The following is a 23,647-nucleotide window of genomic DNA, read 5'->3' as shown; positions in this document are numbered from 1 at the left end:
ATTTGGAACAGTCTTTGCGCTAAGGTATTTTGAATTGTACAAATGCACAAACATTCAAGTTGAATTTTATACATTTGCTCTTCGAATGTTCTTTACAATATGGGGATGACTGGTTTTGACAGCGAGATCAGTTAGAATATAAGCATGTCGAGCCATGAAATAGTACTCGTAAAAATCGATTTCAAACATTTAAACGGCGAAGATAATTACGCTTTAGCTGCTTAATCTGAATCACAGTAGGATAGAGCCTCGTTCCGCAAGGCGGAAAAGCTAAATGTCTCTTGAAAGCCCTGGTATACGGCGTTCTGATTAGAGGCATCGTAAAAGTAAACCTAGAAGGATCATTGTTTCGCTGGTCTTTCGAAACTAAAGAAACTAAGCTTAAAGTAGGTGGTTTTTAGTCGGCTTTAGGTCTACAATCAAATAAAAACTAAGCATGTAGAAAGTATTTTAGTTGCTTGTTTGGACGAGGGTTCGAGTCCCTCCATCTCCACTAGAATAAATCACAATTGTTTGTATAACAAATAGTTGTGATTTTTTTTGTTTAATAATGTACGATTTTCGTATTGTTGTTTGAGTTTTAAGAAAAGAAATACGCTATAAGAGTTAAAGCTAGAAATATAGACCCGACAATTAACCCATATACTAATATCAATTTCATTGACTTTACTTGTTGAAATTTAAATCTCTGTAATAATTGCAAAATAAAAACCTGTTGTAGATCCTCCTTAACAAATCTGTCTTTTTCATTAGCATATTCCATCCATCTTGATAAAAAATCACCGTAAGCATCATTTACTTCTTTTACTTGAGTTTTTTGATCTGAAATATCCCCTTTCAGTCGGTCAGAAAATACTTTAGGAAAATTATATTTAAAATACCAACTTCTTATATCCGCAACCTTCCGATAAGGATGATTCAATTCAATTTTTCGAGCGAAATTAATTAAAATTATCAATCCTGTAAGAAACAATACTGATATGAATACCCATAAAAATGAATTTGTCAGCACTGACGAATCAATTGAAATATTATGAACAATTGTTCCAATTCCTGATGAAGCCGCAATCAATGTTAACCCTATTTGCAGTAATCCATTTCTTTGACGATCATATCTTTCATGGAGAGATGATGAATAATCAATCATCTTATATAACCTTTCCTGAATATTAGATATTTCGTCTTCAGACAAGTTTTTAAGATCAATGATTGTGTCTTCACTCTCTTTAAATTGACTTTTTTCCGATTCAAAATATGTATTCATGCTTTCTCTATCTCTTTAAAACTTTCATTAGAATTACGAATAGAAGTAAGTAAATTTCGTTTTAACCTATTTATTATTCCTTCAACCTCTTTCCCATTTACATATACTCCTTTTTTCATCTCCATCCTTAACGGTAAAAATACTCTAGAAAAGTGCAAATTAAGACTTCCTACTTTACCTTTTAAAAGCGTCTTGTTTTCTGTAACCTTTTGAGATTCATATAGAACATACTTTTGTAATTTTCGCAAAAAATAAATGTCAGGATAACAAAAATTTAATGCATCATGTGATCTAAAAAACACATTTAATTGAAGCTCTCCTTTTCGAAATTTAAAATCACCAACAACTGGGCATGGAACGTATCCTGGTCTTTGCTTTTTTACCAAATCAATTGGTCTAAAAATTGAGAAAGTCAATAAACTGTAACCAGGTTTCATTGATAGTTCATAAATAATATTCTCAATTTGATCTACTTCAATAATCTCGTCATTATACAATTCCTTATAATTTCTTAATCTTTTCAAGTAACTTGGTTTTGTAATCCTATCTGAATATGTTGTGTAAACTCTGATTGCTCTTTTCCAGGAAATATTGGCCGTTTCACCCACACTTGAAAAATATCTCTCCTTAAAAAGAATAAAATCATCAAATCTATTTCTATCATAATTAATAGAAAGTAGACAATTTGAAACCTCTAGATATCTATTACTTTTAAAGCCTTTTGACTTGATATGATTAAGGAGTAAATAAAATGCGTCCAATTCATTATCCGCATTTAACAATATCGCCATAATTTTTATTTTTATTATTCAGAGAACTACAGTCAAGTAGTAAATATTTTCCTAAAATTAAGAGTTTTAAACTTAATTTCATTTGACTAATTCGAATAATATTAGGAATAGCATTCTATTTGTCTGTGGAGCAAATTTTCTTGATTAAAAAAGAGCCTATCTGACAATTTTAAGATTCGAAATGGGTATGCACATTCTAGGTATTTATATTACTAAATTCATAGCAAGATTTATATCTTATAATCCCCTTTCCCTACAATTACATTCCTTACACCCCCAATTGGATTATCAACATCCCCTTCCCTTCTCGGCATCAAATGAACATGACAATGACTAATGGTTTGCCCCGAAACCTCCCCATTGTTAATGCCTACATTAAACCCCTCTATTGTGTCATCCTTATTTTCAAGTTGACTTTTTAGTCCCTTGAGTAATTGGTTTATCGCATTCAATTCTGCGTGTGACAAATCAAAGTACGAATCACAATGTCTTTTAGGAATTATTAGAGAGTGAAGTTCAGTAACTGGATATTTGTCTTTAATGGCAATTGCCAAATTATTCTCTAATATCACTCTCGATTCTGGATAGTCACAAAAAATACATCCCTTTTTTCTTTTAGAAAACTGGTCATTAAGGTTTCTAAAGTCTGTATCATCCGTATCTCTCTTATTGGCATTGCAAGAGTAACAAAGAACTTGATAATTATTTATTGAATCTTCACCACCTTGGTTCTTGGGCACTATATGGTCAACCTCAATTGCTTTTTCATCTTTAGAGATACCACATAGTTCACACCTTCCCTTTGCTCGTTTTAACACTTTGTATCTGATCGATCCAGGTACTGGTCTTCTATTTCTTCTGCGATGTTCCCAAATCTTTTTACCTCTGTTTTCAATATAACGATCAATTTTCTCATTGCACAAACCAATAAGTTCTTGGACATCAGTTTCACTCAATTGATCATATGATTTCAAAGAATAGAGATTCTTTTGCTTCTCAACAATATCATGATTTCTTAAAACTTTGCCTACCATGACATTAGTTACATTCTCATAATACTCTACTTGGGAAAAGTCATATTCAAGTATTTTCTTTGCGATAGTTGTTTTATCAGCCTCTCCCGTTTCTTCCAGAAGTGTCTTAATCATTACTGGTTGATAGATATGAGACATTCTCATCTTGTCTCGAATAAAGGTTTTTAAATCATTCATTTGGTCCAATTAAAATTTAGGCATAAAGCCAAACATTAGATAAATATTGAAATTATCCAGAATAGCAACCCTATAATATAAATCCAAAAGAAGAAATTAATTATCGATTGAGTCTTAGAGGTGTTTTTTGAAATTTCGATCAAAGTTTGAGTTTGTAACTCTATCAATTGCCTGTCACTAAGCTTTTCAATAGTTCTTTGAGAACTGTCTTTTGTGACAACTTTGGTCAATTTCTCTATTGGAGAATCATCACCTACCTGTCTATTTGGAACCTTGAATCCGTTACAATCATGACCCACTATTACATGTTTTCCTTGGACAAGTGTTGGTTCCTTCATTGTGAAGTTACAATGCGGGCATTTTATAAGTTTTATATCCATGATTCGAAGATATAAAATTCGATACATCTAATTCAAAAGTATTATCAACCTACTGAAATTTACCCTGGTGAGGTTATATAAAAAAGTTGTTAGAATTGATGAAAATTATTTTATTTGTCTGCATAAAAAAGGAGTTTAACAATTCATTTGAAACTCTCGATTCTTTAAAGAATTATTTTTTACGAAAAAAAAAGCTATGGAGATGATGGCAGTATTTATTCTACCAATATTATTATTTTATTTATTCTTCACATTTATTGTGGCTTTTCTAGGTCAGAAGAAAGAAATTGGTTTTTGGGGTGCTTTTATCGTGTCTACCCTTCTTAGCCCATTAATTGGACTTCTGATAGTTATTGCTTCTAAACCATTGAACACAGAAACTTTAAAGGTTGAGTTAGATTCAACCCCCAGACAAGAAGCCATTGCCAAATTAAAAGAAGCTAAAGACTTAGTTGATTTGGAAATGATGTCAAAAGAAGAATTTAATAGTCTAAAAGAAGAGTTGACTCCAATTATAAAAGAAGTATAACTCTTTTAAAACCCTTACTAATGATTCTTTTCAAGAGGATTATTAACAAGCCATATTCTTTTGGTTGAATCTAAATTTAATAAGGTGTTGCTGACTGTGACTAAATTTTATAAATGCTCTTAAACATTCTAATAACTGCAATCATTATTAAAATTTGCAGATAAAATCTTCGGTAATTCCTTGACATAAAAGTATGAACTTCCATCCATGTATATTACCTCTACACTTTTTAATTTAATACATTGAACCGTATTATTATACCATACATTTTCCCAATAGGAATAATCATATTTCTTATTTGGATATATTGGGCCGGTAATTTCCAATACTGAATTTGACTTTCCTCCTATATCACTTCGCACTATGTCACCAACAGCATTATATGGAACAACATAGAATCTAATATACTTTATGACCTTCTTAGGATTAAAGAAACCCCACTTAATTACCAAAGAAACTCCATCTGCAGAATTTATTTCTGAAACAGCTATATTTTCAATATCAATTTTTTTCTTTTTCAATAAATTATACTCAATTAATTCGATGCTGTCGTTCTTTATTTTCATCTCTTTTTCGGCATCCAAAACTGATATGAACTGAGATAATTGACTATAATATTTTGCTTCTGCCTGCTCCATTTTTTTTGAATCATCACCCGCACTATTTAAGGCTAACTCTCTATCGAAACAAATTTTCTCATACTTCCTGATTCTTTCATTCTTCTCTATTGAACTCCCAAAAACATAACCACAAACTCCATCGATCTGACAAACTTTAAAATACATATTTGAATAACCGATTATCATTACCGAATCCAATTGATCAAAACCAGCTTTATAAATCTCTTCTGCTCCTGTTCTGGGCTCAGATTGAATTCTGCCTCCAACTTTAATTCTAGCCTTTAAAGATATTTTTCTCGAGCTCAGCTTAAATTCTTTCTGCTTTCTCAAGGCAATTAAATGGTCCAAAACTTTAATAGAATCTTCTAATTCTTGAATCTGCTCATTAAGACTTGTCTTAATTTCGCTGAGATTCAATGAATCCGCATCATTCTGGGATTTCACAGTGTTATAACTAAATAATAAAATAATTATAATGTAAGAATGCCTTTTCAGAATTTTCATAGCCTTATTAAATTTAAGTTAAATATAATTAATTGACATTTTTAAATATCAAATTAAACTAAGTAATTTTTAATTAGCATGCGGAAAACCGTATTAATTAAAGTTATTGATGTTTGAAAAATTACATAATATCAATTAACGAGTCGAAATGTTAAAAATGGATTATATACACCTTATTCTTTTGATAATGTGTCTATTACATGACTTTTAATATGGTTTTTGTTAATGAAGCATAAGGGTCAATTCAAGACGAAATTCCACTCTAATGCTGTCTATGATAAAAAACCGAATTCCTTCGAAACAGGAATTTGCTATAGGGTACATCAAAACATGGGGCGTGTTTTTTTCTTAAACAACCTTGGCATAGTCTGAAATATAAATGTCCGAAGAGTTGAATAGAGGTTGGGTTTATTACTGAGTAGTTCCCAACTTTCAATTTATAGGGTGAACGAAGTGAATTCACTTTCCCGAAACTATTTTCTCTAGAATTTTTGAAAGTTTAGTTTTGAAAATATGATTCACTGTGTTCACCTTCATTATTAAACTTCTGATGTAGAATTTTATAACTTGATTTTTTTAATCCCGACAAATTCACTTACGGTTTTCAGTAATTAAGAATAGTACAACTCAAAAAAATATACCTCTGAAAACATCTTTCTGGCTTATGGGTAAGAAAACCCGAATGAATTAACACTCGGGTTATTAGATTTAAAATTCATTTCTTAATAAAAACTTTGAAGAGAATATTCCATTTATATTCTGAAAGTACCTCTATTAATTTTTCTTCAATAAAATCGCATGAAACGTAGAATGGCTTTTCGACAATATTAATATTGAGATGACCCGAAGTAAATAAATACTCAAAATTATATTCAAATGGACTTGTTCCCTGAACACTTCCACTTGTATAATCACCAGAAAAAGTTCCCCCCGTATTTTCCACGGAGTTCCTCAAGTCATCTATTAGCTTAATTTTATCGCCTTGAAATTTAAGTTTAATCTCGCATTGGTAACTCATAATTTCTAAGTGCAATTTTTCCAACGACCTTTCACCGTTTTAATTTTAATCGAAAAAGATAATGCTCTCACTATATCCTTAGATAATTTACTTTTGATACAAGGCCACCATAATTTACCAAAAGTTGCCATTCCAGCTGCTAAATTCCAACTTGCACCAATTGCTACAGCTGCTGCAGCTCCCGCCAAAATTGTGCAATCTTTGACTGCTTGTTCAATTGAATCATCCATATCATATCTGTATGTAATTCGTGCATACGCAACTTTGTATACATTTCGACATTTTAAAGACCTCCCGCGCCACATAGTCTCAGCATTAACCCACAACTTAAGAAGAGTGAAATCCTTTCGATCAACAATATCATTTTCATCAAAAAATTCAACGTCTAAAGGCATCCACTCTTGTGATTCTGCATCATCTGAATCCATGGATGGTACGCTTGATTCCACGTCACGTTGAATATCTCCAATATCTTGAGCTGTCAGACCCTCATTAAGGGTGAGAGTTTCAGATTGTCCATTTTTTCTCAATAATTCAAAAATTACTACTGTTTCCATATATTTTATTTTTAAAGGGGTTATTCCATTTAAGTTAAAAAGGAAATCTATTAATTTCTGTAACTCACTGAAAATCCCTGAAAACCACCAGTTTTTGAGTAATGGTAGAATCCTATAAAAGTCAATTATTATAGTACGAATGGCCAATATTATTTCTCGAAAGAACTATATTTTTTATCAAATCAAGAATTTTATACTTTTTCTAATATGTACAGGGTATATTTCTATAATTAGTGGAATTTTCCAAATTTTTAGTCAAAAACGTCAAATTTCGATCCATCATGATGAAAAAGTGATCAAATGTGATTGTAATTATTTTGATTTTAAAATGCAAAGGGTATATATTAATTTTCAGAAAGGATATACATTTCTTTGATTAAATTCTCTGGATTTTGGTTGCCGGTAAGGTCAGTTAGTCGTTTTTGATACTTGAAGATTACTGTATCAAATTTGTAAGGGTTTTTAGGGTCTAAAATACTTCTCAAACTGTGAATACTTCCTTCAAGATAAACAATGTTCATCACTCGCCTCCATTGATCAGAATTAAGATTCAATGAACCGTGTTCGTTTAGTATTCCGGCAAAGTATTTTGTATAAATCACCTTCCAAAATTACTAAGAAGGTACTGTAAGTGTTGATTAGGTTTGTACCATTATGGCAAGAAAAAAGAGCCAGTTGTTGGACTGACTCCTTTTGTTGCTTATTAAGTTTCTGCTTAATATTATTCGGATAAACTGAAATTATAGATTATTGCTCCAATTTGGTTTGAAGGAGCATTACTGTCCGCATTAAATCTTGATTTTAGTGCTGCTTCTTTTGCTGTTTTCAATAAACACTTGGCTGAATTGGTTGTCCCTTTTATCCCCGGGTCAGCTGAAATCACTCTTCCCGACTGGTCAACAGAAATTGAAACCACTACTCTTCCTTCTTCATTACAATCATATTCAGGTTTGGGCTTATTTAAAGCCTTTCTGTTCCCTAAACGATAATTTCCACCACTTCCATCTCCTCCGACACCATAATAACCACTGGCATTTGGATCTCCAGTTTCAACAGAAAACCCTCCCATTAAAGCATCTTTATTGTTTCTTTTCGGTTCTTCTCCTCCCTCATGAATCTCCATTAAAGCAAGATAGTCTTCAGGCGTAATAAATTCCTTTTCCAAAAACATTTGAATAGTCTCCTTAAAAAAATATTTACTTATTACTTTGTTTTCATATGATTCTGTATCACTGCTCTTAAGGAAATAATCATCCCCCAATTCCATAATTTCAATAGTAAACTCTTCACCAGATTTAGTATTAATTACGTGCATTGTGTGTAAAACCTCTTGACCATTCATAGACCCTGAGATTAATATCATCATTGATAGAAGTATCTTTTTCATATTGTTTAATATTTATCACAAAATTAACTTTCTTCATTCGACAATTAACCGACACATTATGTCATACCCTCACCAATTGTAAGGGTGAATTGAAGTTATTAAGAATTAGCTTTCCCCACCTAGAAACTAATTGAACAATTACCCTATCGCTCTTCCAATAAATAAAACTACGAACGCAATTGCAGTTATAAAATGTATTCCAAATTGCCTATCTTCTTCGTCATCACCAAAATGTATAAAAATAAAAAAAGCACCTATTAACCAAGCCAGACCATATAAAACAAAAAATCCTGCATAGACCAGCCCACCTTCAATTTGAACATTGCTTAGCAATATGAATTCAATGTTAAATAAAGAAATCCATCCCGATATAAGAGCGAATATAATTAATAAGATCATGAAAAGGGCAGCAGCATTTTCATAAAAACGAGTTATATAATTAAAAATAAAACCAAAAAAGGAGGCTAAGCATATTTCTAAAATAATTGTAATTGTTACTCTAAAACTAGTACTGTATTCAGCAAGGTCTAAATCAAAATTTAGAGGAATATCGAATGAGGTTTCTCCAGAAATTATCACAATTACAAAATTTAAAATTGTAATAATTGATGCCACTATGTGAAGAATACTTGAAGCAGATCCAAGACTTTGACTATTAACTCCGGCCACGGTTTCCTTTTTCCTTTTTGCCAATTGGATAATAAATTAAACCGAAATATACAAAAAAAAAGCCCCTTGCCAAAGTAGGGCAAAACCAGAGAACACCAAAAAGAAATACTATCTAATCATTGGAAATAATGGAATATGGAGTTGGATGAAATGATTGAGGGGTTGGATAAATTAGAATAAGCTATAATTCAAAATTCATTTTATCTGATTCTAATAATTGAGCAAATTCATACATTGCAGCAAAACTCTTTTTGGAAACAGAACCTCTCATACCTCTATTTTCAATATTGCTAAAAGAAGGTTTTGATTCTGCGCCACCATAGTCTATAGTTGCGTGTATGATATATTTTCCCCTAATAATTATTTGATTTGCTTTAGTACGAATAATAAAGTGGTAAGACGCATTTAATCCATTGACTTCTTCTAAATCAGTTTCGATTGTTGCATATTCTGCGTCTTTATCAGCTATTGAAAAGTCATTATCTAAAAGAGTTTCAATAACGTAAGAAAAATTATCATCTTTGGATAAATCGTTTTCTAGAATAATCTTAGTTGTTTTTTTCGGGATATGCTTCAGGTCTGTTTTTTGTGAAAACGTATCTGTTGCATACATCAAGGCGATGATTGCTATTATGTACTTCATTTCTAAAAATTGATTTTTAAATAAACCCAAATATAACCTACCGATAAATTTTATATCATGAGAATTATCAATCTATTGAAATTTACCCTGATGAGGGTATATGGTTTGGCAACCTGGGTTATGTGAAATATTGGAATATGGAGTTTGGTGTAATGATTGAGGAGCTGGAGAATGAATTATTTTAAAGCCATTGAGTTCATGTATTAGAATTATTCTAACCTTTAATTATTGGGGTTAACTCTTCTTTCAACACGTCATATTCTTCCTGCGTCATTACATCTAACTCGACAAGATCTTTTGCTTCTTTAAGTTTAGCAATGGCTTATTCTCATGTTAAAAGATGATTATCGGTCTGTGAGACATCCGCATCATCACCCTCCTCACAGTCATCTATTATACTTATGATTAAGAAAGATTCCGGGAATTGGCCAATCCTACCAGCCAATTGAGAAGGAGCAAAATTAAAGTTTGAAAAGATACTACTACATGGTCTATATTTCACCAATCCTCTTCTAACTCCTGCTTGACGAATGATCTTAGAGAATGAATTGTGCTTTTTACATTTAGAATTAGAATATCATTCATTTCCTTGAGGCCTTTTTTCTGACAAACTATCATTTCTTCCATTTTCTTTTTACTTACCCCTCCTTTGGCGTTGGCTTTAAATAATTCTTCGTATAAATAAAGTCTATCTTCATTGCTACCCCTTAGGTCGATTAAACTCATCATTATTCCTTGAACATCATTTTCAACATTCGTAACTTTATAAATTACGCGATATTTTTCGTCTTTTATATTAATTTCAATTAAATGGTTGAAAGTCTGCGTAACACTTCCTTGAATATACTTGTTTCTAGGATATAACTCTTTCATATAATTTTTATATGTAACTGTATTTATCCCTTTAATTATTATGGCCCCGGATTCTTTATCATTCAATTGTATGACATCATTTGATGAATTATAAGTTATTGAAATCCATTTGTTAATATTCGCAAATAATTCAGATTTACTTTTGTTTTCTTCCTTAAGAACTGCTGTCATGCCTCTTTCTTCAACTTCAAATTCTTGACCAAATACATTAAAACTCAAGATTAAAGCAATAATAAGTGTTAAATTATTCATTGAAATACATATTTAATTTGATCCGAAATAAGACCTATTTAAGGAATTCTCTAAATACAATTACCAATCCTCTTCTACTTTTTTCTTTTCAGACATATCATTATTTAAATTTTTGATGATGTCTTTCATTCTCATATCAATATGGCTTTTCATTGCATAAAACTGCTTTTTGTTCATGCAGATTTTAATTCTTTCACTATTCAAAGTAAAATTAGTTTTCTGACATTTTGAAACAGTAGTGGAATTCCACTTCCAATAAATCTGACTTATTTCATATTTATACCTTCCATCTTTTGCCTGAATCGAAATTGTATGGTACACGTCTAAATCTAATTTTGCCATCCCTACTTTTATGACTTCATTAAAGAATCCTTTACCTGTTATTTTCAACCTGTCCTTATCATCCAACTGAATCACATCATTTGCAGAATTGTAATTTTCAACAAACCAATCCTTTGATCTATTATACAGCTCTAATCCAGATTTCCCATCAATTTTTATTACATCCGTATAAATAACATTTCCTTCATCATCTTCGTTAAATGTTAACGGGTCATCTTGAGCGAATAAAAGATTGATAGTAAATAATAAAATAATTATAATGTAAGAATGCCTTTTCAGAATTTTCATAGCCTTATTAAATTTAAGTTAAATATAATTAATTGACATTTGTAAATAAATAGATTGACGACATATTTTAAAAATTAAAGTAAATAAAGTTAGTTTTAAAAAGTATACGGAAAACCGTATTAATTAAAGTTATTGATGTTTGAAAAATTACATAATATCAATTAACGAGTCGAAATGTTAAAAATGGATTATATACACCTTATTCTTTTGATAATGTGTCTATTACATGACTTTTAATATGGTTTTTGTTAATGAAGCATAAGGGTCAATTCAAGACGAAATTCTACTCTAATGCTGTCTATGATAAAAAACCGAATTCCTTCGAAACAGGAATTTACCATAGGGTATATCGAGACATGGGGGGGGGTGTTTTTTAATTAGGAGAATCTATATCAAACAGCTTATTTCTTAAATTTTTAAGCATTTCTTCTGGCAATTTGTGTTGCCAAAATTCATCCAAAGTAATTTTTATTTCAGTAGGACTATCTGAATGGTTGATAATCATATGGATTTCAAAAGGATTGCCAAATTCAACATTTTTATATTTAAGGTGTAGAAATAAATTTTCGAATTCACTGTCAACCACAGTATACATTGTTTCTCTCTCAAAAAAGTTTTCAGAATGTCTTATTCCAATGCTTAACTCTCCATTTTCATAATAATGTTTAAATTTAAATACTAAATCTTTGATTATTTGATCATTGAGATCGAAGTATTTAAAAAGGTTTTCATCTCGTTGATGTATTGATCCCATATTTATTTGTTTTATAATTTCCTAATCGAATATAGTATAAGAAAAACTATTTTTTTGATTTTGTCACCTATTATTTTGAAGTTTGTTTATTATCACAACCCGAACAATATTTTAAGTCCACTAAGCTCATCTCAGGACTCCCTCCAGATAATCATAGGGTCGAAAAACAACTTCAAAAAACAACCTCTTCAGTTTGGGGTTTAAACCTTTACTCAAACTTTAAACTTAACCAAGGTTTACGGTTTATCAGTTTACGGGCCTATATATAGGCCCTAAACTAAACCTTTAGACACTATTGCTGGTAGTCTCCCATTTGGTAACTATCCTTACTCTCTTCGAACTCACTTCTAGAAACTAACTTATAAGGTTTCTTCCGAGCATCTTGAAACAACCATCCATTATTCTTACAATGTGTTATGAATTCCTTGATCTTATTATCTCCAATATTCTTTTTTAAAAAATCTTTAGAAGTGAGTTTAATCTGAATCACCAATTCACCGTAATTATAATCCGTGTTTCTTTCAAAAATTTGAGATAACAGTAAATAAGAGTCATCCGACGATAGAGCTAATAAATGATTCTTGACAGTTTCTTTAACCTCAATTTTATCAACAAAATTATAAACTATTCTTGGTAACGAATTCTCATCTATTTCAAATGCAAATTTCTGAAACTCCTTATTTCTGCATTGCTGTGCCTCTACAATTGAGAGTTCCCTTTCCTTTTCGTCTACACTTATTGAAATAACGGTCTCGGCTTTATTTACAAGTTCCGTTCCTATGTGACCTCTTGCGTTAAAATCACTCTTATTCTGATGTAAAACAGTAATTATATGAATTCCTTTTTCTTCAGTCCATTTCAAAAGACAACTAGCAATTGAGGTTGCCTCTTCTTCACTGTTAATAGATGTAACTAGATCCTTGATGCCATCTATAACAACAAAGCCAAGATTGGGTGTTGTATTAATAGCGTGTTCAATTAAGCTAAGCCTATCTTGTGGCTTTTTACTTCTAAGGCCATATACTTTAAGGTTGGAAGGTTCCTCAATTCCTGTAAGCTTACAAATGCGTTTTAAAGAGCTTTGGACATGATACTTTCCTTGTTCTGTGTCAAAATAAAGGACTTCCTCCTTGCCATCTGGTAATTCGCTTTGAAATTTATTAAAAAATATGTCTTTTGAAATAGCTGTAGCAACGGTTATACCTATAAAAAATGTCTTTTTTGACTTGGCCTTTCCAATTACTAAAGAGAAATTTCCTAAAGTACCAAGGATACTTTGATCACCATTCTCTTCCAATATTTTCCATGCAGTTGGTGGAGGCTGAAGAGGTTCCTTCGGGTCTATCAATAAGGCCTCTAAATCATTGGACAATCGTTTTAGTTTATTTATCTTTATATCGTCTTTAATTGAGCCTTTAACCTCGGAAGTTTTGGGCTCTTTTCCTTGTTTACTCATAGCCCTATTTCTTTAAAAGTTTAATGCATTCAATAATCTCTGACCTCTTATAGTATCTTTTATTCCCAATCCCATAAGCTTTGACCTTTCCTTTGTTCGTCCAGTGCCATAGTGTGCTCAAGTCAATCTTTAGTAATTTACTCGTCTCTGCCCTTGAAAGAAGCTCATCTTCAAAATCCTTTTTTTGAAGTTCCTTTTTAAACTGATCAAAGTGAACTTTGATACTTTTGTCAATAAGCTCAGATAATTGATTTGGTGTAATTTCCTGAAGTAAAATCGAGTTTCGCATAATCGTTATATTTAGAATTATGCAACAAAAGTGGGTTGGAGATTGTACCCTAAAAGACCGTGTGTTGTACCTTTTTGGGTACGCGTTGTACCTTCATTTCTTAAAAAGACTATAAGCCCTTTCAAAAGCTTTCATTCTCTCCTTTGATTCTTGGTATCTGCTTGTCTTCTCGATTGTCAATTCATAAGTTTCATTGATCCATTCAAGTATGTCTACTTGTTTTACATTCTTATGGATAAGGCCTTTGAATTTCATTTCTTCAAACATAAATTTGATGTCAGCCCTATTGCTTTCAGCTATTTCAAATTCATCAAACATCGATTGCCATACTTCGAATGCATTACCTACAAATATATTCGAGTGTTTGTTTGGCTGATTCTGATCGGAGAAATCAATAAGTTTTGAATCAGATATATCTTTCTCGTTGTAAATATTAGGGTGGTCCTTTCGAATAATATCTTTTATTGACATCTCACTTAAGGGGTTCTTATCTAGGTCAAACTCCAAAAAGTCATCAAAGAGCGCTGCATTTATGACCATTAGTTCACGGCCATCTTGTAGAAAGTTATCATTATAATATTCGGTATTTCGCTGAAAATCATCGGCAGAAAATTTTTGTCTATAATAATCTATTAAAAGCCAATAATCTGCTATTCTTTTGTAATTCTCTACTTCAAATTTTTCTTCTTCTTTACTAACTTCTAGAAGTGATAAAATCCATTCGCTAAATCCAAAGTATTTATAGTTATTTGATAAACGGTCCAGGTAATTCTCAAATTTCAAGAAGGCTTGTGTAAGTCTCTGATGTATCTCCTTCAACGAAGGATCTTTCATTTCTCTCTCCATTTTAAAAATAGTTCGTTAGTTCCAGTGCAATATCCTTGTTACTCTTTCCTATATAATTCAAAAACATAGATTCAGTGCTATGTCCAGTTACATATATTAAGAATGAAGTTGGAATCTTTCCATAATAATTAGTAGCAAATGACCTCCTGCCAATATGAGAAGTCACTAACTCATACTTTTTATAATCTCCTTCTTGTTTTCTGTAAATGCCACTTCCCGAATAAGTTTCTTCTTTTCGACTTCCATTAACCAATTCATCAATCCCAGCAAGCCTACACACATCTTTGATATATACATTATAATTTTGATCAGAAATAGAGTGAGGAAATTCACCTCCTCTTTTATCTAAGATGGCCATTACTGAATCCATAAGTGGAATTGTCATCACTTTACCTGTTTTATGCTGAGTAAACTCAAGTAGAGGTTTAGACTCTTTTTTTTGATTTACCTCATATCTTATCATTTCTTTTTGAAAACGCATGAAATCTGATACTCTTTGGCCAGTATAACAACTAATGAGTAACCAATCTCTTGCATTATCCAAATGATTAGGTAATTCCTTTACATTTTCTATTGCTTCAATATCATTATTATTGAGATATATACTATCAACTTTTACATATTTTCCTTTGATCTTTCTAAGCTGGGAACTAGTCTCAAGGCCATTGTCCTTAGCATGATTGCAAACCGATTTGATAAATCTAATATCTCTGGCAATAGTATTCTTGGCGTAGTTAAGATCCAGACAATAATTCTCAAATTCATTAATAAATAATAAATCAACATCCTTGATCATTATAACTTTTCTTCTATGCGTCTCGAACCTTTCTAATTTATGCTTTGTAACATTAAATTTTTTCAAAGAACTCGGAGTTACGTCATTTTTTTTGATGTCACGATAGTAATCTATATACTTAATTAAATCTTTAGGAAACCTCTTCTTGTTTGGAGGATTGTAATATTTATCAATTATTGCTGCAAACCACTGCTTACTTAGATAATTCGGATCAGTTTCACTAAAATTTAATAATATGTGATTCTCAATTCTATTCAGTTCCTTATTAATTTTTTTTTGTTCATTGATTAGATCAATATCTCTTGGCCTTTTATTTTTATGATCTTTATTCCAATAGGTCTTACTAATAAATAACCTCGTTTTATGCCCGAATACATAGTCCTTTTCATTCCATCGGTATAAAAGACGTACTGTGAGAGGGGCCATTTCTCTTTTAGATCTATACAAAAAATTTACTGTTGCCATATCGTACATATTGTATGATAAATGTACGGCTTATTTCAATTACTTCCAATTTAATTCAACTCAAATCAATCTCTATATTTACATAAATAACTGTTATAAAGTTTTTTATATGTAGTTTATTTGCATTTTGACTACGTTTATTATACGTTTATTGACATCGTATATGTACTCCCTCCATCTCCACAAATTAATCAATATTTTTGAAACACATCTAAAGCGAGCCAAAAAAATAGCTCGCTTTTTTATGGGTCGCGAAAGATGTGAAAAGGTGTTAACCTTTGAAATATTGATTCTCAGAATGGGAGTCACTAGGGACCAGCGCAGCTAATCCCTCACTTTCTTAAATGTTGACAAAGGAAATATCGGATGACAATCCGATTATTCAATTTTCAGAATAGTAGGAGGTATTAGGGACAAACGAAGTTAATCCCTCCTTACCAAAAAAATAAAAAAGTCGCCAAGTTTTCACTTGAGCGTATTTTCTATTCAAAGATGTTATTTGCCGACAAGTAATTAATTCACAGTTTTGACTCTGATAATTTTATCTCTTCAATTCGCTCCTTTACATCGCTGAAAAAATCGATACCAATCTTAAAGTCAGTTAATTTGGCCTTATAAGTCCCATAAGTTTCTTTTTCTATATTGAATGACTCAAAATTCTCTTCATAGGTTGAAAATTGTCTATTGATATCTTCTCCTATATCATTGACCTCTCCAAATCCAAAAAAACGTTTTGCTTTTCCCTTATTCATATAATAGCCAACTACAAATCCATACGGCGTCATTACAATACTCTTCACTCCATCTTCCTGTCTTCTTTCATCTAATAGAGCTTTAGCTTCCAGTCTTTTAATTCCTGAAATTAGGGTTTCAAGATTTTCATATCTAATTGTACAATAGACCCTTCCTTCGTTGATATCTAAATAATAATTCGTTTCTCCATTTAAACTTACAGATCGTATTTTAGAATGAAGTGAACCCTTTAAATCATAATTTACTACCGGGGTTTTGTATATTGATATTTCTTTGATTCCTTTATCATTTTGTGCACAAATACTGATACATGATAAGAGGAAAAAAAGTAGGAACAAATTTTTTATCATGGTCCGATCAATTTAAGTTAATTCTGAGACCAAATTAGTGAGAACATATATCGTGAATGTTATGCATTCGTAAAAATTTCGTTAAGCTTAATCCAACATCTTTTTTAGTGAGAAGATGATTCATTGCTTATCGGCAATTGACATATTCCACAATCAGAATGAAAGTCAGTTGAAACCGGCTGAACCATTCACTTCCAAATTGTGCAAGTATTAATTTTTTTATCTATTTTTGCATCCTTCAGAGGAGCACTCATGATGAGTAGAAAAAGACAAATTGTAAAATTAGTTTCGGCATTGGCGCTATTGATGGCCTTCATGTTGCCGACAGCCATTCAGTTTGTTCATGTTTTTGGTGTCCACGAGCATTTCGTTTGCGACGATCAGGGAGACCATGTACATCAGACTCCTGTAAAATGCGAAATCTGTACGATTCAATTCGTACCCTTCGATTCTAACCTTTCTGGAAATTCGGAATTGTTATCTCCGGATTTTGAGATCTTACAAACCGAGGATCTTCCAAGGCTTCAGTTTGGCAGACTAACTTTTAATTCAAACCCACTTCGCGGCCCTCCTTCTTTTATTCTTAGTTAAACAAGCAAAATATTGATGTTAATTATGAATTGGAATGCGAAATACTGCCCTTTTGGTGCTGCTATTGGCAGCTACTCAATTGTTTTCACAGAAATGTGACAATACCCTTACCGGAATTATTACCGACTTGCACGACGGATCTGTACTTGTGGGAGCAACCGTTATCGTGGCTGGTTCTGAGATATATGCCCAAACTGATCTGGATGGAGAATTCAAAATCTCAAATTTATGCAATGGCACATACTCGTTACAGATAGCCCATCCAGGTTGTCTTACTCAAGGATTTACTGTTAGGATTTCAGGTGACACCTCAAAAAAATTCCGGATGGAACATCATTTGGAGGAACTTGATCAGATCGTCCTAAGAGGTAAAAGCCTTGGAGAGAACACCGAAACACTGGTAGAAAATCAGGTATCAACAGAGGATTTGGAGCGTTTTAGCAGCGGATCCATAGGTGATGCCTTAAATAGTTTGAGCGGTGTTAGTTCACTCAACACAGGGAGTACTGTAGTTAAACCCATGATTAACGGGCTTCACAGCAGCAGGGTGGTCATCATTAACAAGGGAGTACGAATGGAAGATCAGGAATGGGGTGCTGAACACGCCCCTAACATTGATATCAATTCGGTGGGCAATCTAACCCTGATCAAAGGGGCAGGTGCCTTACAATACAGTGGTGATGCTGTAGGTGGCATTATCGTGGCAGAGGCTCCAACCGCTCCGGTTGTCGACAGTTTATTTGGAAAAACCCTGCTCACCGGGGCTACGAACGGACGTGGTTTGTCAGTGGCAACACAGTTGACAAAAACCTCTCATACGGGATGGTATGGTGCGGTTCAGGGATCGTTCAAACGATTTGGTGACTTTGAGGCCCCGGATTATGTCTTAAGCAATACCGGTATAATTGAAGGAAACGGATCTTTTACAATTGGATTAAATCGTTATGACCAAGGGTTCGAGGCCTATTACAGTATTTTTAAAACTGAAATCGGTATTTTGCGTGCATCTCATTTATCAAGTGCCCAGGATCTGGTCAGGGCGATTAACAGCGACGTTCCTTTGATCATTGAGCCCTTTACCTATGATATTGATCCGCCGAAGCAGGACGCAACACATCAGGTGGCCAGAATTAATGGATTCAAGCGAATTGATGGACTCGGTAAGTTGAGCCTCCATTATGATTTTCAGCGAAATAATCGGTTGGAGTACGATATAAGGAGAGGAGACGACAAGGATAAAGCATCGCTCGATCTGGAACTTGACACCCACTCCCTGACGCTTGACCTCGATTCATATCTGAATGATGAGCTTAGATTAAAAACAGGGCTTATGGGGTCTTATCAAAACAATTTTGCCGACCCGAGTACTGGTGTAAGAAGATTGATCCCTGATTATGACAAGTATGACTTTGGTGTTTATGCCGTTGCCGATTATCAGTTCAGGGACAACTGGATGTTTGAAGCGGGTGCCCGCTTTGATTATTCCTTTCTGGATGCATTGAAATTCTACAAGACCTCACTCTGGGAATCTAAGGGTTATGATGTGTTATTTCCCGAATTCGAGGTCCGAGAGGTAGGCAATCAGATTTTGACAAATCCTCAGTTGCACTATCCCAATTTGTCAGCGACTCTTGGAGCAACCTATTCATTTGATAACAGCTCAAAGCTCTTTTTGAATTATTCCTTGGCTTCCAGAGCGCCAAATCCCTCAGAACTGTTCAGTGAAGGGTTACACCATTCAGCCTCGCGCATCGAAATAGGTGAGTTGGCCCTCAATTCTGAGGTTGCACATAATTTGTCTCTTTCTTATCAGTATCAAAATGAGGTCCTGAACATTTCGGTAAATTCTTTTGTGAATACCATACAGGATTTTATTGTGATCGAACCCACAGGGGTTCAGCAAACGATTCGTGGGACCTTCCAGGTTTGGGAATACAGACAAACCGATGCTCAACTGCTCGGTTTTGACTGGGATCTGTCTTATCTCTTTGCGAAGAATTTCCGATTCAATCATCAGTTTTCCTTTTTAAAAGGATATGACCGAATTCAGGACGAAGCCCTGATCAACATGCCTCCGGCAAACACTCAAAACGAGATCGTTTATCAAAATCCCAAGATAAGGGACCTGAGGATTTCACTTCAAAGCAATTATGTTTTCGAGCAAAATGAATACCCGGACAATAACTTTGAAGTTTATATACCCGAAACGGGAACGACCGAATTGGTTGATGTAAGCACACCTCCCGGTGCTTATCATCTGCTGAACTTCAGTTCCAGCATCACCTTAAAGTCGACAAATAAATCAAAATTCACCGTAGGACTTGACATCACCAACATGATGAATACTTCCTACAGAAATTACCTAAACCGCCTGCGTTATTATGCAGATGATCTGGGGAGAAACTTTTTATTAAATCTTAAATTTTATTATTAAATAATTAAAAAAATAAACATATGAAAACTTTAAAATTATTAGCAGCCCTCTTTTTCTTTTCCGCATTACTGATTTCCTGTAATGATGACGATGATGATCTTCCTCCTGTGAACGAAGAGGAATTGATCACGACAATGACTGTTACTTTGATACCGGAAGGTGGAGGAACGAACGTGGTACTGAAGACGGTTGACTTAGACGGCGACGGACCTAATCCTCCGGTAATTACGGTATCGGGACCTTTTAGCACCGGGACTACCTATCAGGGCAGTATTGAGTTACTAAATGAATCAGTAAACCCCGCTGAGGACATCACGGAAGAAGTTGAAGAGGAAGCGGAAGAGCATCAGTTCTTCCATACCGTTGGAGGGGCACTTGATGCAACAACTTTCGCTACCAATTTCGACGGCAACGGACACCCACTGGGAACCGAGTTTACTTTGAATGCCGCTAACGCCAGCACAGGAACATTGACTTTTACGCTTCGTCATGAGCCGAAGAAACCAAATTCCGGCCTGGCAGATGCAGGAGGTGAGACGGATATCACAGCTACGTTCAATGTAGCCATAGAATAAACGAAAATTCTAAGATTCTAAAAAAAAACAAATCTATGCTGTCATTGAAACTTATGAAAGTAGGTTCAAAACAGGTATTAAAGGAGTACAAATGTGCTCCTTTTTTTATATCTTAATCTCTCATAATCAATGTATGCGCTTTATCAGGAAGATATTTAATAAGTTTCGAAGGGTTATACTGACGCTTCTAGGCATTGGTTTACCTCTTTTTATTTACCTAGGCTACATAAGACAGGACCCTTTATTTGAGCCCAAGTATGATATTCAGATCGGTCGGGAATCCGTAATTTCCATTCAAAATGACAGTTTAGAGAATCCCTTGTTGCCAGAGAGGGAATATCCTAAAGCCTATGCTTATATCCGTGAAATGGTTTCAGAAATCACCAAGTCCGAATCCATTGAGTATGACAACTTATATAAATACGATAGTATCCGAATTATTCAGCGGGATGATATTCTAAATGCTTTTTGTACACCGGGAGGTTATATCTATGTATACACAGGATTAATTAAATACCTGGACCATCCTGATCATTTGGCCGGAGTTATAGGTCATGAAATTGCCCATGCTGAGCTCAGACACTCTGCCATTAGGCTTCAAAAAGAATTTGGACGCGATAAAATTTTAGATTTTATATTATTTAGTAGCGCTGGGGTCGGGGGTTATATTCAGGCACGTATATTGTCTCAGATGCTGACACTCGAATATTCAAGGGATCAGGAAACCGAAGCAGATGAATTATCCGTAGTCTATCTCAGTGACAGCCGATTCGCCTGTGACGGGGTTGGGGGATTTTTCAGGAAACTCGTTGAAAGAGGCGAAGATGATGCCATACCCGAATTCTTAAGTGATCATCCGGATTCCAAAAAAAGAATTTCGAATATTGATGCAAAGGTTGCATCCCTGAGATGTAATTGTGATTTATCCTCAACTGAGACCTGGGAGGCTCTTAAAAAATCTCTTCCTACACCTCCCCAATAAAACTAAAACCAAATGTTTATCTTTCATCATCAAATGAATGGAAGTTACAATCTTATTCCTCTATATAAAAAACGCGCAACGAACTAAAATGGCAATTGTCTGGTACTTATCTTCTGTTGAATTTTCGAATAAAACCTTGGTGTCCGGGGTACTATTGAGGAAAAAACCAAGTATTTCTAATCCTGGGAATTCTTCCTTTAGAAATGCACTGATGATTATTGATTCCTATTTTAATACTGCCTACTCTAAAAGGAATATTGTAGTCAAATTAATGGGTGAGCGCATCAAGATTCAAACAGACAGTCATGGAGGGTTTCAAGTACTATTTGATTTTTGTTCGGATCAGGAAGTAGCAATTTTTGAGGAAACGGGTTCCACTTCTCTGGAAGTGATTCAAAATTATCCCATTCGATTTATAAACTCTGAGAGCTCTATATCTATCATATCAGATATTGATGATTCCATTATGGTTTCCTATACCAAAACGAAGGTCAAGAGATTTCTAACGACTCTTTTAAAACCTTCACATCAAAGAAAAGTTATTCCTTTTACACAGGAACTCTATCAGAAATATAAACAGAATGGGGCTCGATTTTTCTACGTTTCAAAAAGTGAATGCAATTTAATGCCTACCATTTCAAATTTTATCAGTCACAATGGTCTTCCTCAAGGTAATTTATTTCTGACTCCTTATTTAAGTTTATGGCAATTAATAAGTACTTCAAAGGATAAAAACTTTAAATTTAAAGTGATAAGGGATATTCTCGAAAATTCACCAATACAAGATTTTATTTTGATAGGAGATGATTCTCAACGGGATATGGAAATTTATACAAAAATAGTGCAGAAATACCCATCAAAAATTAAAAAGGTATACATAAGACAAACCCAAAACAAATTGAACAGAAAAAAAATGCGAAGCTGGGAATACTTGAAAGAAACCGGAGTTGATGCTTACTACTTTAAACTTGAGGAAATTTTTTCAAAAACCATTAAAACAGACGAATCATGAAACTATTATTCATTGTAAATCCCATCTCTGGAGGTGTTGATAAGGAACCCTTTTTAAAACAGGCCGAAACCTTATGTAAAAATTACGGATTAGAATACGACATATTCAAGACAACGGGAGTGAACGATCACGAAGAGGCCTTAAAAGTTCTTCATGAGTCAAAACCAACAAAAGTGATATCAGTGGGCGGAGACGGTACCACACTTTTTACCTCAATTTTACTCTTAGGTACTGGCTATCCCATGGGAATAATCCCATTAGGTTCAGCAAATGGAATGGCGACTGAGTTATTTGTGAACCCTTCACCAATAGAGGCTTTTAAAGATATTATCATGTCGGATATAGTTGAGGGATTAGATATTTTAAAGATCAATAATGAATTTTACACGCTGCATATAGGAGATGTTGGAATCAATGCCAGCATTGTTGATTCCTATGAAAAGGATGAAAACAGGGGCATGACCACTTATGCCAAATATTTTATGGAGGAATTAAAGCAATTAAAGCCCTTTCCCATTAAAGTCGTTACAAATGAAGAAACCATTGAAACCCATGTCCTGATGTCTGCCATCTGCAATTCACGTAAATACGGGACCGGGGTCCCTTTAAATATAGTTGGTAATCCAATGGATGGTAAATTTGAGATTGTCTTAATAGAATCCATAAACCTTTCCTCGCTGCTGAAGGCAGGGCTTTCCGCTTTTGACGATAAGTTTTACGATAATCAAACCAGCCAGGTGCTTTCCACTTCCATGGCCGAATTCATTTTTGACACCCCCAGATTGCTTCAACTCGATGGCGAAGTGATTGGGAAATTCAAAAATATCTCTATAGAATTGCTTGCTGGTGCCGTGAACCTGATCACTACCGGAAAAAATAAATACATAAAAAATCATTGATTACGGTCAATCGATTCATTGATCATCATCATGAAAATTCCTTTTTAAACAAGGTAACTTTGATAGTCTTGTTGTAGCAGCCTAGTAACCATTTTCAACCTTGACCTTTCAACAAGA

The 23,647-nt window shown here is 33.6% G+C and carries 26 protein-coding genes and 1 other RNA gene; 8 read left to right on the top strand and 19 right to left on the bottom strand.

Translation table 11 applies throughout. The features are described from left to right. The first annotated feature begins 101 nt into the window (after positions 1–101). Positions 102–496, top strand: a transfer-messenger RNA (tmRNA) gene (gene ssrA, locus LCM02_RS11645). A gap of 84 nt (positions 497–580) precedes the next feature. Here ssrA and LCM02_RS11640 read toward each other — a convergent pair. From LCM02_RS11640 to LCM02_RS11625, 4 genes are all read right to left on the bottom strand, one after another. Then, the gene (locus LCM02_RS11640; RefSeq protein WP_224929935.1) at positions 581–1,264 is read right to left on the bottom strand and encodes a hypothetical protein; all 684 of its coding nucleotides are present in this window, start codon (positions 1,262–1,264) and stop codon (positions 581–583) included. After that, the gene (locus LCM02_RS11635) at positions 1,261–2,055 is read right to left on the bottom strand and encodes a thymidylate synthase family protein (RefSeq protein ID WP_224929932.1); all 795 of its coding nucleotides are present in this window, start codon (positions 2,053–2,055) and stop codon (positions 1,261–1,263) included. The genes LCM02_RS11640 and LCM02_RS11635 overlap by 4 nt, the downstream gene beginning before the upstream one ends. A 230-nt stretch (positions 2,056–2,285) precedes the next feature. Beyond that, on the bottom strand, positions 2,286–3,203 hold the full coding sequence (locus tag LCM02_RS11630) for an HIT domain-containing protein (protein ID WP_224929929.1): 918 nt from the start codon (positions 3,201–3,203) through the stop codon (positions 2,286–2,288). 98 nt (positions 3,204–3,301) lie between these two features. Then, positions 3,302–3,646 (bottom strand): hypothetical protein, encoded by a 345-nt coding sequence (locus tag LCM02_RS11625; protein WP_224929926.1) that lies wholly within the window; start codon positions 3,644–3,646, stop codon positions 3,302–3,304. Positions 3,647–3,848: 202 nt separating this feature from the next. Between LCM02_RS11625 and LCM02_RS11620 the strand changes: the two genes are divergently transcribed. Then, positions 3,849–4,175, top strand: coding sequence for a hypothetical protein (locus LCM02_RS11620; protein ID WP_224929923.1), 327 nt, complete (start codon positions 3,849–3,851; stop codon positions 4,173–4,175). Between the two features lie 128 nt (positions 4,176–4,303). Here the strand turns inward: LCM02_RS11620 and LCM02_RS11615 are convergent, their stop codons facing one another. The 15 genes from LCM02_RS11615 to LCM02_RS11545 form a co-directional block, all read right to left on the bottom strand. Beyond that, on the bottom strand, positions 4,304–5,299 hold the full coding sequence (locus LCM02_RS11615) for a hypothetical protein (RefSeq protein ID WP_224929920.1): 996 nt from the start codon (positions 5,297–5,299) through the stop codon (positions 4,304–4,306). Between the two features lie 715 nt (positions 5,300–6,014). Then, positions 6,015–6,341 carry a hypothetical protein gene (locus LCM02_RS11610; RefSeq protein ID WP_224929915.1) on the bottom strand — a complete coding sequence of 109 codons (327 nt, stop codon included), beginning with the start codon at positions 6,339–6,341 and terminating at the stop codon, positions 6,015–6,017. Further along, the gene (locus LCM02_RS11605; protein WP_224929912.1) at positions 6,323–6,874 is read right to left on the bottom strand and encodes a hypothetical protein; all 552 of its coding nucleotides are present in this window, start codon (positions 6,872–6,874) and stop codon (positions 6,323–6,325) included. Before LCM02_RS11605 ends, LCM02_RS11610 begins: the two co-directional genes overlap by 19 nt. A gap of 344 nt (positions 6,875–7,218) precedes the next feature. Continuing rightward, on the bottom strand, positions 7,219–7,476 hold the full coding sequence (locus tag LCM02_RS11600) for a hypothetical protein (RefSeq protein WP_224929909.1): 258 nt from the start codon (positions 7,474–7,476) through the stop codon (positions 7,219–7,221). Between the two features lie 119 nt (positions 7,477–7,595). After that, entirely contained in the window at positions 7,596–8,261 is a 666-nt protein-coding gene (locus LCM02_RS11595; protein WP_224929906.1) for a hypothetical protein, read from the bottom strand. A 138-nt stretch (positions 8,262–8,399) separates the two neighbouring features. After that, positions 8,400–8,954 (bottom strand): hypothetical protein, encoded by a 555-nt coding sequence (locus LCM02_RS11590; protein WP_224929903.1) that lies wholly within the window; start codon positions 8,952–8,954, stop codon positions 8,400–8,402. Positions 8,955–9,111: 157 nt separating this feature from the next. After that, on the bottom strand, positions 9,112–9,573 hold the full coding sequence (locus LCM02_RS11585; protein WP_224929900.1) for a hypothetical protein: 462 nt from the start codon (positions 9,571–9,573) through the stop codon (positions 9,112–9,114). Positions 9,574–10,071: 498 nt separating this feature from the next. Further along, complete coding sequence (locus LCM02_RS11580) at positions 10,072–10,698, bottom strand: DUF4468 domain-containing protein (protein WP_224929897.1); 627 nt, start codon at positions 10,696–10,698, stop codon at positions 10,072–10,074. Between the two features lie 60 nt (positions 10,699–10,758). After that, positions 10,759–11,328, bottom strand: coding sequence for a DUF4468 domain-containing protein (locus tag LCM02_RS11575; RefSeq protein ID WP_224929894.1), 570 nt, complete (start codon positions 11,326–11,328; stop codon positions 10,759–10,761). A 373-nt stretch (positions 11,329–11,701) separates the two neighbouring features. Continuing rightward, positions 11,702–12,082: a hypothetical protein gene (locus LCM02_RS11570; protein WP_224929891.1), complete on the bottom strand. Its 381-nt coding sequence runs from the start codon at positions 12,080–12,082 to the stop codon at positions 11,702–11,704. Between the two features lie 292 nt (positions 12,083–12,374). Then, positions 12,375–13,538: an AAA family ATPase gene (locus LCM02_RS11565; protein WP_224929889.1), complete on the bottom strand. Its 1,164-nt coding sequence runs from the start codon at positions 13,536–13,538 to the stop codon at positions 12,375–12,377. A 4-nt stretch (positions 13,539–13,542) separates the two neighbouring features. Continuing rightward, on the bottom strand, positions 13,543–13,827 hold the full coding sequence (locus LCM02_RS11560) for a helix-turn-helix domain-containing protein (RefSeq protein ID WP_224929887.1): 285 nt from the start codon (positions 13,825–13,827) through the stop codon (positions 13,543–13,545). A 93-nt stretch (positions 13,828–13,920) separates the two neighbouring features. Further along, positions 13,921–14,673, bottom strand: a complete 753-nt coding sequence (locus LCM02_RS11555; RefSeq protein WP_224929884.1) for a hypothetical protein — start codon at positions 14,671–14,673, stop codon at positions 13,921–13,923. 1 nt (position 14,674) lies between these two features. Continuing rightward, positions 14,675–15,934, bottom strand: a complete 1,260-nt coding sequence (locus LCM02_RS11550; protein ID WP_224929880.1) for a phage integrase SAM-like domain-containing protein — start codon at positions 15,932–15,934, stop codon at positions 14,675–14,677. 518 nt (positions 15,935–16,452) lie between these two features. Beyond that, entirely contained in the window at positions 16,453–17,037 is a 585-nt protein-coding gene (locus LCM02_RS11545) for a hypothetical protein (RefSeq protein ID WP_224929877.1), read from the bottom strand. Between the two features lie 201 nt (positions 17,038–17,238). Here LCM02_RS11545 and LCM02_RS11540 point away from each other — a divergent pair, with 201 nt between their 5' ends. The 6 genes from LCM02_RS11540 (at position 17,239) to LCM02_RS11515 (ending at position 23,530) form a co-directional block, all read left to right on the top strand. Next, positions 17,239–17,628: a hypothetical protein gene (locus tag LCM02_RS11540; RefSeq protein ID WP_224929875.1), complete on the top strand. Its 390-nt coding sequence runs from the start codon at positions 17,239–17,241 to the stop codon at positions 17,626–17,628. A gap of 34 nt (positions 17,629–17,662) precedes the next feature. Beyond that, on the top strand, positions 17,663–20,062 hold the full coding sequence (locus LCM02_RS11535) for a TonB-dependent receptor (protein WP_224929871.1): 2,400 nt from the start codon (positions 17,663–17,665) through the stop codon (positions 20,060–20,062). Between the two features lie 20 nt (positions 20,063–20,082). Then, complete coding sequence (locus LCM02_RS11530) at positions 20,083–20,637, top strand: type 1 periplasmic binding fold superfamily protein (RefSeq protein ID WP_224929868.1); 555 nt, start codon at positions 20,083–20,085, stop codon at positions 20,635–20,637. Positions 20,638–20,770: 133 nt separating this feature from the next. After that, complete coding sequence (locus tag LCM02_RS11525; protein ID WP_224929864.1) at positions 20,771–21,619, top strand: M48 family metalloprotease; 849 nt, start codon at positions 20,771–20,773, stop codon at positions 21,617–21,619. Between the two features lie 37 nt (positions 21,620–21,656). Further along, the gene (locus LCM02_RS11520) at positions 21,657–22,631 is read left to right on the top strand and encodes a phosphatidate phosphatase App1 family protein (RefSeq protein ID WP_224929860.1); all 975 of its coding nucleotides are present in this window, start codon (positions 21,657–21,659) and stop codon (positions 22,629–22,631) included. Next, positions 22,628–23,530 carry a diacylglycerol/lipid kinase family protein gene (locus LCM02_RS11515; RefSeq protein WP_224929857.1) on the top strand — a complete coding sequence of 301 codons (903 nt, stop codon included), beginning with the start codon at positions 22,628–22,630 and terminating at the stop codon, positions 23,528–23,530. Before LCM02_RS11520 ends, LCM02_RS11515 begins: the two co-directional genes overlap by 4 nt. Positions 23,531–23,647 lie beyond the last annotated feature (117 nt).

Source organism: Lutimonas saemankumensis (assembly GCF_020171465.1).
Taxonomy (GTDB): domain Bacteria; phylum Bacteroidota; class Bacteroidia; order Flavobacteriales; family Flavobacteriaceae; genus Lutimonas; species Lutimonas saemankumensis.
The sequence above is the reverse complement of the archived record's forward strand: the minus strand, read 5'-3'. Positions and strand labels throughout refer to the sequence as shown.